Annotated in this window: 10 protein-coding genes and 1 riboswitch; of the genes, 5 read left to right on the top strand and 5 right to left on the bottom strand. The window is 58.4% G+C overall.

The window, feature by feature from the left end; translation table 11 throughout:
- Window positions 1-16 precede the first annotated feature (16 nt).
- Window positions 17-211, bottom strand: a riboswitch (cobalamin riboswitch).
- 125 nt (window positions 212-336) lie between these two features.
- Window positions 337-1,071 (top strand): DUF3047 domain-containing protein, encoded by a 735-nt coding sequence (locus tag R1T46_RS04380; protein WP_407070119.1) that lies wholly within the window; start codon window positions 337-339, stop codon window positions 1,069-1,071.
- Here R1T46_RS04380 and nhaB read toward each other — a convergent pair.
- From nhaB to R1T46_RS04355, 5 genes are all read right to left on the bottom strand, one after another.
- Window positions 1,058-2,563 (bottom strand): sodium/proton antiporter NhaB, encoded by a 1,506-nt coding sequence (gene nhaB / locus R1T46_RS04375; RefSeq protein ID WP_288353156.1) that lies wholly within the window; start codon window positions 2,561-2,563, stop codon window positions 1,058-1,060. The genes R1T46_RS04380 and nhaB overlap by 14 nt on opposite strands.
- Before the next feature lie 258 nt (window positions 2,564-2,821).
- Window positions 2,822-4,003, bottom strand: coding sequence for an acyl-CoA dehydrogenase (locus tag R1T46_RS04370; protein WP_317307466.1), 1,182 nt, complete (start codon window positions 4,001-4,003; stop codon window positions 2,822-2,824).
- 48 nt (window positions 4,004-4,051) lie between these two features.
- Window positions 4,052-5,203, bottom strand: coding sequence for an acyl-CoA dehydrogenase family protein (locus R1T46_RS04365; RefSeq protein WP_317307465.1), 1,152 nt, complete (start codon window positions 5,201-5,203; stop codon window positions 4,052-4,054).
- A gap of 8 nt (window positions 5,204-5,211) precedes the next feature.
- Window positions 5,212-6,408 carry an acyl-CoA dehydrogenase family protein gene (locus R1T46_RS04360; RefSeq protein WP_317307464.1) on the bottom strand — a complete coding sequence of 399 codons (1,197 nt, stop codon included), beginning with the start codon at window positions 6,406-6,408 and terminating at the stop codon, window positions 5,212-5,214.
- Window positions 6,409-6,432: 24 nt separating this feature from the next.
- On the bottom strand, window positions 6,433-7,209 hold the full coding sequence (locus R1T46_RS04355) for an enoyl-CoA hydratase (RefSeq protein ID WP_317307463.1): 777 nt from the start codon (window positions 7,207-7,209) through the stop codon (window positions 6,433-6,435).
- Between the two features lie 194 nt (window positions 7,210-7,403).
- On the opposite strand from R1T46_RS04355, the gene R1T46_RS04350 reads away from it, so the two are divergent.
- From R1T46_RS04350 to aliB, 4 genes are read left to right on the top strand one after another with little or no spacing between them, the layout of a single operon-like run.
- Window positions 7,404-9,068, top strand: coding sequence for an AMP-binding protein (locus tag R1T46_RS04350; protein ID WP_317307462.1), 1,665 nt, complete (start codon window positions 7,404-7,406; stop codon window positions 9,066-9,068).
- 35 nt (window positions 9,069-9,103) lie between these two features.
- Window positions 9,104-9,871 carry an SDR family NAD(P)-dependent oxidoreductase gene (locus tag R1T46_RS04345; protein WP_317307461.1) on the top strand — a complete coding sequence of 256 codons (768 nt, stop codon included), beginning with the start codon at window positions 9,104-9,106 and terminating at the stop codon, window positions 9,869-9,871.
- Between the two features lie 32 nt (window positions 9,872-9,903).
- Window positions 9,904-10,686, top strand: a complete 783-nt coding sequence (locus R1T46_RS04340; protein ID WP_317307460.1) for an enoyl-CoA hydratase-related protein — start codon at window positions 9,904-9,906, stop codon at window positions 10,684-10,686.
- A 56-nt stretch (window positions 10,687-10,742) separates the two neighbouring features.
- Entirely contained in the window at window positions 10,743-11,882 is a 1,140-nt protein-coding gene (aliB, locus tag R1T46_RS04335) for a cyclohexanecarboxyl-CoA dehydrogenase (RefSeq protein ID WP_317307459.1), read from the top strand.
- Window positions 11,883-11,898 lie beyond the last annotated feature (16 nt).

Raw genomic sequence — 11,898 nt, 5'->3', positions numbered from 1 at the left:
CACCTTGATACGCGAAGGTGCAGTTGTATTCCCTGGCAGGTCTTCGGACTCAGGGGCGTGAACCTGTTGGCTCGGCCTTGCGTGGCGACTTCCCGGCATTCGCCAGTGTCTTTATGCCACGCTCGTTCCCCAATACCGCTGCGCGTCAGTTCCGGAGTCTCACCGGATTCCCGGTACCACGATCATCGTGACGAGGGCGATCTGTGATTGATCAGCCTTTGATCACTATATCTGGTACTAAGCCAAGGATATAAACACTATATAGGCTAAGATAAATCACAACAAGGCACTTTTTCGACGGTTACCGGTCAGTAAACAAACCCATAGGAGCACCCCATGACACCGCTACCGAGATACCTGACGGCCGCCCTCGCACTTTCATTGATGGCCGCTTCGGCCCAGGCTGACAGCACGGAAAACTCTCTGATCACCGCGTTTTCGGCCATAACGTCCCTGGAAGATGGCTGGGAACCGATGGAGTTTCCGAAGATAGACCGCCACAGTCGCTATCAGTTGACGGACGACAACGGCGAGCAGGTGGTCAAGGCCACCACGGACAACAGTGCCTCCGGGCTGATAGCCAGGGTGTCCGTCGAACCCGGGGATTCACTGATCCTGCGCTGGCGGTGGAAAGTGTCGAACGTCTATGAGCAGGGAAACGCCCGTAAAAAGGAGGGCGATGACTACCCTGCGCGAATCTACGTGGCCTTTGAGTTCGAGCCGGACGAAGCCGGCTTTTTCGAGCGCGCCAAACGCAAGACCGTGGAAGTGGTGTTCGGGGAGGAACTGCCGGGCAATGCGCTGAACTACATATGGGCCAACCGGCTGCCGGTTGGCGAAATCGTTGCCAACCCGTTCACCGATACCACGATGATGGTAGCTGTGAACTCCGGGACGGCGAACACAGGCGAATGGGTCACGGTGGAGCGGGATATCGTTGCGGACTACCGCAAAGCCTTTGACCGCGAGCCACCGAAGCTGGTGGGCGTCGCCATCATGTCGGATTCCGACAACACCGGAGCATCTGCCACCGCCTGGTATGGCGATGTCAGCTTGGTCAAACCAGATTGATGACGCAAAACAGGCCCACCGCACCCATTACGATGGTATAGGGAAACGCCATCACAACCATCCGCCCGTAAGACAATCGTACCAGCGGGGCGATTGCGGATGTCAGCAGGAACAGAAACGCGGCCTGGCCGTTGGGGGTAGCCACACTGGGCAGGTTGGTGCCGGTATTGATGGCGATGGCCAGCTCCTGGAAATGCTCGTAGTCGATACTGCCGGCGTCCAGCGCCTGTTTGATTTCACTGATATAAACGGTGGCTACAAACACATTGTCGCTGATCATCGACAACAGCCCGTTGGCAATAAAGAACATGCCCGGCTGCTGGTCCTGCGGCAGGCTGAGCACAAAATCGATGATCGGCTTGAACAGGTGTTGCTCGTGAATCACCGCGACGATGGCGAAAAACACCACCAACAACGAGGTAAATGGCAGCGACTCCTGGAAGGCCTTGCCGATCTGGTGCTCATCGGTAACACCAGTGAACGAGGTGATCAGGATAATCACCAGAAGACCGATCAATCCTACCTCTGCCAGGTGAAACGCCAGCCCAACAACCAGCACCAGGGCCGCCATTGCCTGCACCCACAGGGCAGCCTGGTCGGCTTTCGTGCGCTTGGTGCGCTCGTTGTCAGCAAACTCTTCCAGTACCTGGCGGACAGGCTTGGGCAACCGGGCGCCATACCCAAACCAGCGCAGCTTTTCCAGCAGCCAGCAGGTGGTCAGGCCGGCCACCAGCACCGGCAGGCTCACCGGCGCCATGCGCAGGAAGAAACTGACAAAGTCCCACCCTACTACCTTGGCGATCAGCAGGTTCTGGGGCTCGCCCACCATGGTGGACACTCCCCCCAAGGCCGTTCCAATAGCACCGTGCATCAGCAGGCTACGCAGAAAGGCCCGGAACTTGTCCAGGTCTTCCCGGTGCAACTCAATCACGTGTTCGTCGCTGTTGGCGTTGTGATCAGAGTGATGATAACCCTTGCCGGAAGCTACCTTGTGGTACACCGAGTAAAAACCGACAGCGACACTGATGATGACTGCCGTGACCGTAAGTGCGTCCAGGAATGCGGATAGAACGGCCGCAGCAGCACAGAACAGCAGTGACAACGCGGACTTTGAGCGCACACCCACCAGAATCTGGGTAAAGGTCACCAGCAGCAGCTCTTTCATGAAGTAGATGCCAGCCACCATGAACATCAGCAGCAGGATGACCGGGAAGTTCACCAACACCTCGTGGTACACCGCGTCCGCTGACGTCATACCCACCAACAGGGCTTCAATCGCCAGCAACCCACCCGGCAACAGTGGATAACACTTCAACGCCATGGCCAGGGTAAAAATAAACTCTCCCACCAACGCCCAACCGGCCACGGCCGGGCCAAGGGTCCAGACAATCAGGGGGTTGGCAATCAGGAAAAGCAGGATGACCTGTTTGTACCAGGTGGGCGCATTACCCAGGAAGTTGTGAGTAAAGCCGGAAAGAACGGTTGTGGGCATTGCGGGAATCTTCTGAGTAAACGGTTTGTTGGAATTGTGTGGCAGAAGGCCCGCATCTTCCTTGATATTTGTGTAACCGGTAATCCCCCAAAGGTACAGGGTGAGTGCCTAATTGGTCTTACATGAAACAAGGAAGAGTGGCCGGACGACCACTCAAAAGAGTTTCGTAATATTACTAAAAAACAGGACGGAGAGCGACTGCGTTCTGTCCTAAAATGGGCAAAACGCAATCAACTCCTTTCCGTGCTGCCCGGTTCGTCAGAAAAAGGCCTGGATCCCCGTCTGTGCACGCCCCAGTATCAGCGCGTGCACATCGTGCGTACCTTCATAAGTATTGACCACTTCCAGGTTCACCAGATGACGGGCGACACCAAATTCGTCACTGATACCGTTGCCGCCCAGCATGTCCCGGGCCAGGCGGGCAATATCCAGTGCCTTGCCGCAGGAATTCCGCTTCATCAGCGAGGTGATTTCCGCGGCCGCCGTACCGTCATCCTTCATGCGCCCCAGGCGCAGACAACCCTGCAACGCCAGGGTAATGTCAGTCTGCATGTCCGCCAGCTTCTTCTGGATCAATTGGTTGGCAGCCAGAGGCCGCCCAAACTGCTTGCGATCCAGCACGTACTGACGCGCCGTGTGCCAGCAATCCTCGGCAGCCCCCATTGCACCCCAGGAAATGCCGTAACGGGCGGAATTCAGACAGGTAAACGGGCCTTTCAGTCCACGCACCTCCGGAAACGCGTTCTCTTCCGGAACAAACACCTCATCCATCACAATTTCACCGGTGATAAACGCACGCAGGCCCACCTTGCCATGAATGGCGGGGGCACTGAGGCCGTCCCAGTTTTTTTCCAGTACAAAGCCGCGAATCTCGCCGTTATCATCCTTGCCCCAGACCACGAACACGTCCGCAATCGGGCTGTTGGTTATCCACATTTTGTTACCGGTCAGTCGAAAACCGCCGTCGACCTTGCGGGCGCGGGTGATCATCGCACCGGGATCAGAACCGTGATTCGGCTCGGTGAGCCCGAAACAGCCGATCCATTCACCGCTGGCCAGCTTTGGCAGGTATTTCTGACGGGTTTCCTCGTTGCCAAACTCGTAGATGGGTACCATCACCAGTGACGACTGCACGCTCATCATCGAACGGTACCCTGAGTCCACCCGCTCCACTTCCCTGGCAATCAGGCCGTAACACACATTGTTGAGACCACTACCACCGTACTCGGTTGGTATGGTGGCGCCCAGCAGACCGGTTGCCCCCATTTCCCGGAAAATCTCCGGGTCCGTCTGCTCATGCCGAAAGGCCTCAAGAACCCGCGGCGCGAGCTGATTCTGAGCAAACTGGTACGCGCTCTCACGCACCATACGTTCTTCTTCGGTCAGTTGCTGATCCAGCAACAGGGGATCTTCCCAGTTAAAGCTTGCGTTGTTAGCCATGATGTCTTCTCCGCTAGTGTGTCTTGGTGGGCGTGTCCCGTTCGCCCTTTAAACGGCAACCGACTGCTGATTCCCTGCTGGGGTTTCCAGCAATGCCGAGTAGTGACTGAGATGGAAATCGTCGTCCCCGAACTGGTGCGCCAACATCACCAGACGCTTGGCATGGTGAGCGAGCACATACTCCCACGTCATACCTATACCGCCGTGGAGCTGGATGGCCGCCTCGGCCATCATTTGTGACGCTCTGGCGGTTATGAACTTTGCCGCCGCCAGCTTGCGACTGCGGTCTTCAGAGTCCGGGTCATCGGCAACACAGGCTGCCAGCACCGCCATTGACGTCGCCAGCTCCAGTTCGCCGCGCATATCCGCCATGCGGTGCTGCAGCACCTGAAAGCGACCAATCGGGCTGCCAAACTGCTGCCGGGATTTCAGATACTCCAGGGTCAGGCCAAACGCCGCTTCCATACTGCCCAGAGCTTCCGAGCACTGGGCCGCCAGGGCCCTGCCGCGCTGATACTGCAAGGCCGACAAGGCTCTACCGGGCTGCCCCAACAGGTCATCCGGCTCGATATAGACATCGTCCAGCACCAGATCACAGGCGCGTGGGCCATCGACACAGGCATACCCGATTCGCCTGACTCCTTCGGCATCCGGATCGACCATAAACAGGCTTAGTCCGTCTTCGGTTCGCGCGGTCACCAACAGGTAATGGGCGGAATCGCCGCCAATGACCACCCGCTTGCGGCCATTGAGGCGCCAGCCACGCTCACAGGCAACCGCACGGCAGCGAGCCTGATCAGGTTGATAGTGAGTGCCTGCTTCCTCGTCAGCGACCGCCAGCCGACATTCACCGGCCGACACCTTGGGCAACAATCGCTGGCGCTGCTCGGGAGAACCCAATTGCTGTACCAGCCCGGCGGCGTATATCTGTGAATGGAGGAAGGGCTCCAGGCACAGACCACGGCCCAGCTCCTTCATCACCAGCATGTTTTCCACACCGGTCCCGTCGAACCCCTCGTATCGGCCGGCTATCGGCACCGAGGTGATACCCAGTTCCGCCATTTGCTGCCAGAATTCCGGGCTTTCCCCGGCATCGCTCTGATAGCCGGCAAGCCTGTGCTCAAAGGTGTAGATGTCCCGTACCAGACGCTGAACGGTTTCCGCCAACATCTGCTGCTCGTCGCTCAAGTTGAAGTCCATAATGCCTCCTAAAGCTCCAGAACCAGTTTGGCGATGATGTTTTTCTGAATCTCGTTTGAGCCGCCATAGATCGACAGTTTGCGCAAATTGAAGTACTGGCCTGCCGGCGTAGCGCTGTAATCGCGGTACAGGGGCTCGTCATCAAACCCGGGATTGAGCTCTTCCTCCAGAAACGGCAGGGCATTGGGCCCAAGCGCCTTGCGCATCAGATCACTGATGGCCTGGCGGATTTCCGAACCCTGGATTTTCAACAACGAGCTTTCCGCCCCGGGCACCCCACCGTCACGGCTGGCGGCCAGAATCCGCAGCGTGCTCATTTCCACCGCCAGCAAGCGCATTTCCAGCTCGGCAATCCGCGCCCGGAACAATGGATCGTCCACCAGCGGCTGGCCACCTATGGTTTCCTGCGCGGCAATGGCCTTCAGGTGCGTTAGCGCCGCCTTGGACAAACCGATGCCCGCCTGCCCGGTACGCTCGTGAGTTAACAGGTACTTGGCACAGGTCCAACCCTTGTTTTCCTCACCCACCAGGTTTTCCACAGGCACCCGGACATCATCGAAGAACACCTCGTTCACTTCATGCTCGCCGTCCAGAGTGATGATTGGTCGCACCGTGATGCCCGGGATGTCCATGTCGATCAGCAGGAAGGAAATGCCCTCCTGCTTCTTGGCCGACGGGTCGGTTCGAACCAGACAGAAGATCTTGTTGGCGTGCTGCCCCAGCGTGGTCCAGGTTTTCTGGCCGTTGACCACATAGTGGTCGCCCTCACGCTCGGCTCTGGTTTTCAGGCCGGCCAGATCGGAACCGGCAGCCGGCTCGGAGTAGCCCTGGCACCACCAGTCCTCGCCGGAGAGAATACGCGGCAAGTACCAGGCCTTCTGAGCTTCCGTGCCAAACCGGATAATCACCGGCGCCACCATGTTAACGCCGAAGGAAATAACCCGCGGCGCGCCAAAGGCAGCGCATTCTTCCTCAAAGATGTGTTTCTGTACCACGGTCCAGCCGGTACCACCGTATTCTTCGGGCCAGTTGATCGCATACCAGCCCTGCTTGTTCAGTATCGCCTGCCAGCGCTGATGATCCCGTTTCGACAGCGCCCGGCCGAGGCGGACATTGTTGGCGATATCCGCGGGTAGTTGCTGTTTCAGAAAGGCCCGCACTTCGTCACGGAAGGCCTGCTCTTCGGGGGTAAAGTGAATATTCATAACCTGTCCTCCGATCGACCACCGTTAGCGGTGTTTCCACTGTGGTTTGCGCTTCTCCAGAAAGGCGTTCATGCCTTCACTGCTGTCGTCTGTTGAGAAGCTGGCCCACAGCAAACGGCGTTCGTAATCAATACCTGCCCGCAGGGTAGTTTCAAATGCCTGGTTCACGGCCTCCTTGTTCACCATCGTCGCCATAAGGGAATAGCCGGCGATTTCGCGGGCTACGGCCATCGCGGCATCCAGAAGCCCATCAGCGGGCACAACCCGGCTCACCAGGCCACAGCGCTCAGCTTCATCAGCACTCATCATTCGGCCGGTCAGGCACAAGTCCATCGCCTTGGCTTTGCCCACCGCTCGCGTCAGGCGCTGGCTACCGCCGGCGCCGGGCAGAAGGCCCAGTTTCACTTCAGGTTGACCAAAGCGTGCCGTATCAGCGGCGATCAGCAAGTCGCACATCATTGCCAGCTCACAACCACCGCCTACGGCAACACCGGCAACTGCGGCAATAACCGGTTTGCGGCAGCGGGTCACCTGCTCCCAGTTGGCGGTAATAAATTCATTCCGGTACGCGCGGGAAAAATCCAGCGCTTGCGCCTCGGAGATATCCGCGCCTGCGGCAAACGCGTTGTCATTACCGGTAACCACAATCGCACGCACCTCACTGTCGGCTTCCAGTGCCTTGAGGGCATCTGAAAGCTCAGACATCAGCGCGTTATTCAGGGCGTTGTGCACCTCCGGCCGGTTGAGCCGAATCAATGCGACGGGATCGCGCCTTTCCAGCAATATGTTTCCGTATATCATAACGATCTCCACTAAAAATCTAGCTTTTATGCACTCATAGGCTGACAAAAACTACACACGAGTCTAGACCTGTTATTTTTTTAAGGCAACATATTGACACATTATTTTGATCAGGCGTATTTTGAAATAGACGATACGGCCTGCGTTTTGACCAGGCCGCCAACAACAACAAACCAATGCAACAGGTGAATCAAATGGAAACAGGCATTACTCCCCAACCGGAACGCCGCTCAGCCATGATTCAGAGCGGTGCCTGGAACGACACACTCATTACCGACTATCTCGACCACGCCGTCGCCGCCACGCCGGACCGCGAAGCCATTGTTGGCTACCGTGTCAGCGAAGACACCCGCACGGCGCTGACCTACCGGGAACTGAACAACAACGTCACCCGCATTGCCGCTGGATTGGTTGGTATGGACATCAAGCCAGGAGATGTTGTGGCGTGCCAGTTGCCCAACTGGTGGCAAACCATCGCTCTGCACCTGGCCTGCATGCGTGTAGGCGCTGTGCTGAACCCGCTGATGCCGATCTTCCGTGAGCGCGAACTCCGCTTCATGCTCGCGCACGGTGAAGCCAAGCTGCTGGTCATCCCCAAGGTGTTCCGCAATTTCGACTACCAGGCCATGGTCGACGGCTTGCTCGGTGATCTGCCTGAGCTGAAAACCGTGCTGGTGATCGGCGGCGATGGCGAGCGCAGTTTCGAAAAACAGCTGCTCGAAAAGCCCTGGGAGCAGGAGGTGGACACGGCAGCAGTGTTCGAGGAGCGTAAGCCGTCCGCCGATGATGTCATTCAGGTGCTGTACACCTCAGGCACCACCGGCGAACCCAAGGGGGTTATGCACACCTCCAACACCCTGTTCGCCAACGTCCGCCCGTACGCCGATCGTTTGCACCTGACGTCTGACGACACGGTGCTGATGGCGTCACCGCTGGCGCACCAGACCGGTTTCCTCTACGGCATCATGATGCCGGTATACCTGGGCACTACTGCGATCCTGCAGGACATCTGGGACGCCGAGTTTGTCTGCAAGGTGATTGCGGCGGAGAAGCCGGCGTTCACCATGGCAGCAACCCCGTTTCTGGCCGATCTGGTGAAAACCGCGCCAAAACACGAAGGCGAGCTGGATTCGCTGCGTATTTTTGTCTCTGCAGGCGCCCCGATTCCCAGCGCGCTGGTGGAACAGGCCGGCCAGAACCTGAAGGCCAGGATCGTGTCCGCCTGGGGCATGACCGAAAACGGCGCTGTAACCATGACTTGCCCCGAAGACCCCGCCGAGCGTGCCAGTCAGTCAGACGGCAAGACACTGCCCTACATGGACGTCAAGGTGACCGACTTTAAGGGCAACAGTCTGGCCACCGGAGAGGAAGGCAATCTGATGGTTCGAGGCGCCAGCCTGTTTGTCGGCTATCTCAAGCGCCCCGAGCTGTACGGCGTGGACGAAGGCGGCTGGTTCGGCACCGGCGATCTCGCTCGCATGGATGAAAACGGCTATATCCGCATTACTGGCCGGACCAAAGACGTTGTCATTCGTGGCGGCGAAAACATCCCGGTGGTGGAAGTGGAGAACCTGCTCTACAAGATCCCCGGTATCGCTGACGTTGCACTGGTGGGCTGCCCGGACGACCGACTTGGTGAACGTCTGTGCGCCTATATCACACTGGACGAGACTACCAATGGCCTGACCCTGGACGACGTCAAAGACCATCTGCTCAGGCACCAGCTCTCCAAGAATTACCTGCCGGAATACCTGGAAGTGATCGAGGCCATGCCCCGCACGGCGTCCGGCAAGATCCAGAAGTTCAAACTCCGGGAGCAGGCGAAAGATCTCCGGCTCGCTCCGGCCAAGCGCGCCTGACCCGGGCAATCTATCTCAGCAACAGGAGTACAACGATGAAAGGTCTCAACGGAAAAACCGTCATTATCACCGGTGGTGGGGGCGGTATCGGTCGCGCGGTCTCACTGCGCTTTGCCGAGGAAGGCAGCCTGGTGGCTGTGCTCGACCGCGATGAAGCCGCCGCCCAGGCCACTGTGGATCTGATCAACGAAGCCGGTGGCAAGGCCAAGGCCTACGCAGCGGATATTACCGATTACGCCGCCATTATCAGCACCGTCGAGGCCATCGAAGGCGATTTGGGGGTGCCAACGGTGCTGGTGAACAACGCCGGCTTCGACCGCTTCATGCCATTTCTGAAAACCGAACCCAAGCTCTGGGACCAGTTAATCGCGGTCAACCTCACCGGTGCACTGAATATGCACCATGTGGTGCTGCCCAAGATGGTCGCCGCCGGTGGCGGTAAGGTCATCAACGTCGCCTCGGATGCTGCCCGCGTCGGCTCCTCCGGAGAATCTGTCTACGCCGCCTGCAAGGCTGGCCTGGTGGGTTTCAGCAAGACCGTTGCCCGTGAACTGGCAACCAAGAACGTGTGCCTGAATGTGGTTTGCCCGGGACCGACGGATACCGCACTTCTCAAGGGCGTGGCGGAAACCTCCAGCAACCCGGAAAAGCTGCTGGAAGCCTTCCGTAACGCCGTGCCCATGAAGCGTCTGGCCCAGCCGGACGACTACCCAGGCATCGTCGCCCTGCTTGCCAGCGATGACGCCAACTTTATTACCGGACAGGTGATCAGCGTATCCGGCGGCCTGACCATGGCCGGCTAAGCGACTGATCGCACAACATTGGAGAACGCATCATGACTTACGAAGACATCCTCTACGACGAAACCGACGGCGTTGCCACCATTACCATCAACCGTCCTGACCGGTACAACGCCTTCCGCGGCCAGACCTGTATGGAACTGCTGGACGCTTTCCATACCGCCGGCTGGAACAAAGACATCGGCGTTATCGTGCTCACCGGCGCCGGCGACAAGGCCTTTTGTACCGGCGGTGATCAAGGCGCCCATGAAGGACAGTACGACGGCCGCGGCCTGATCGGCCTGCCGGTGGAAGAGCTGCAACGCCTGATCCGGGAAGTACCCAAGCCAGTTATCGCCCGGGTCAACGGCTTTGCCATTGGCGGCGGCCATGTGCTTCATGTGGTCTGCGACCTGAGCATTGCCTCGGAAACGGCGATTTTCGGACAGGTGGGCCCGAAAGTGGGCTCCGTAGACCCCGGGTTCGGCACCGCCTACCTCTCACGGGTGGTGGGTGAGAAACGCGCCCGTGAAATTTGGTACCTGTGCCGTAAATACAGTGCGCAACAGGCTCAGGAGTGGGGGCTGGTAAATGCTGTGGTCCCGCCCGAGCAACTGGATGACGAAGTGCGCAGCTGGTGTGACGAAATTCTCGGAAAGAGCCCGACCGCGCTGACGATTGCCAAGCGTTCATTCAACGCCGACAGCGACAATATTGCCGGTATCGGCGCCCTCGGCATGCAGGCCCTGAGCCTCTACTACAACACCGAGGAATCCCAGGAAGGGGTTAACGCCTTCAAGGAAAAGCGCAAACCGGACTTCCGTAAATACCAGAAATAACCGACTCGCCCGGTGGCGAGAAACCACCGGGCAGCAAACAACGCTCGGAGAACACCATGAATTTCGCATTCAACGAAGAACAAAACGCCATCCGTGAGAACGTTGCCCGGTTCAGTGCTGATGTTTTGGCTCCGGGCTACCGCAAACGCGATCAGGAGGGCGTAATCGAGCGCTCGGTGATCCAGCAGATGGGTGACATGGGCCTGCTCGGCGGCGAGTTACCGGAAGCGTTCGGTGGCAGCGGCCTGGACTGCGTGACCAGTGGCCTGATCATCGAAGAAATTGCCAAAGGCGATTTCAACGTGGGCTATATCCCGTTGCTCACCTCACTGAATGGCCAGATCATCGCCAGCCACGCCGCGCCGGACCTGGCAACAGAGTGGCTTGCCGGTATGACCTCCGGCCAGAAAGTAGCCTGTATCGCCCTGACCGAACCCCATGGCGGTTCCGATGCCGCCAATCTGCGACTGAAGGCGGAGAAGAAGGGCGATGTCTACGTACTCAACGGCGAAAAGACGTCGATTTCCATGGCAGACCAATCCGACGTCGCGGTGGTGTTCGCCCGCACCGGTAGTGTTGAGCAACGGGCCTCCGGCATCAGCGCGTTTCTGGTGCCGATGGACAGTCCGGGCATTTCCACAACGCGCTTTGAAGACAACGGCCAGCGCGCCATCGGCCGCGGTTCCATCTTCTTCGACAACGTGGAAGTTCCTGCCCATAACATGATGGGCGACGAAGGCAAGGGCTTTAAACAGGTCATGCAGGGGTTTGATTACAGCCGCGCACTGATCGGCCTGCAATGTCTGGCGGTTGCCCAGCAGTCACTGAATGAAACCTGGCAGTGGCTGACAGAACGTACCGCTTTTGGCCAGAACCTGTCGGCCTTTCAGGGCCTGACTCACCCATTGTCGGAATACCAGACTTACGTTCATGCCGCCCGCCTTCAGTGCTACCATGCCCTCTGGCTAAAGGATAACAACCTGCCCCACAATGCCGAAGCGGCGATGAATAAATGGTGGGGGCCAAAACTGGCGTTTGATGTGGTGAAACAGTGTCTGCTCGCTCATGGTCACACCGGCTACGGCGAGGACTTACCCTTCGCCCAGCGGTTGCGCGACGTTCTGGGCCTGCAAATAGGTGACGGCACTGCACAGATCATGAAGAATATCATCACACGCGAGTACCTACCGGAGTGATGCGCCCTCTTTCCTC

The sequence above is a fragment of the Marinobacter salarius genome, from assembly GCF_032922745.1.
GTDB lineage: Bacteria > Pseudomonadota > Gammaproteobacteria > Pseudomonadales > Oleiphilaceae > Marinobacter.
Note: the sequence above shows the minus strand (reverse complement) of the source record. Positions and strands in the feature narration are given on the sequence as shown.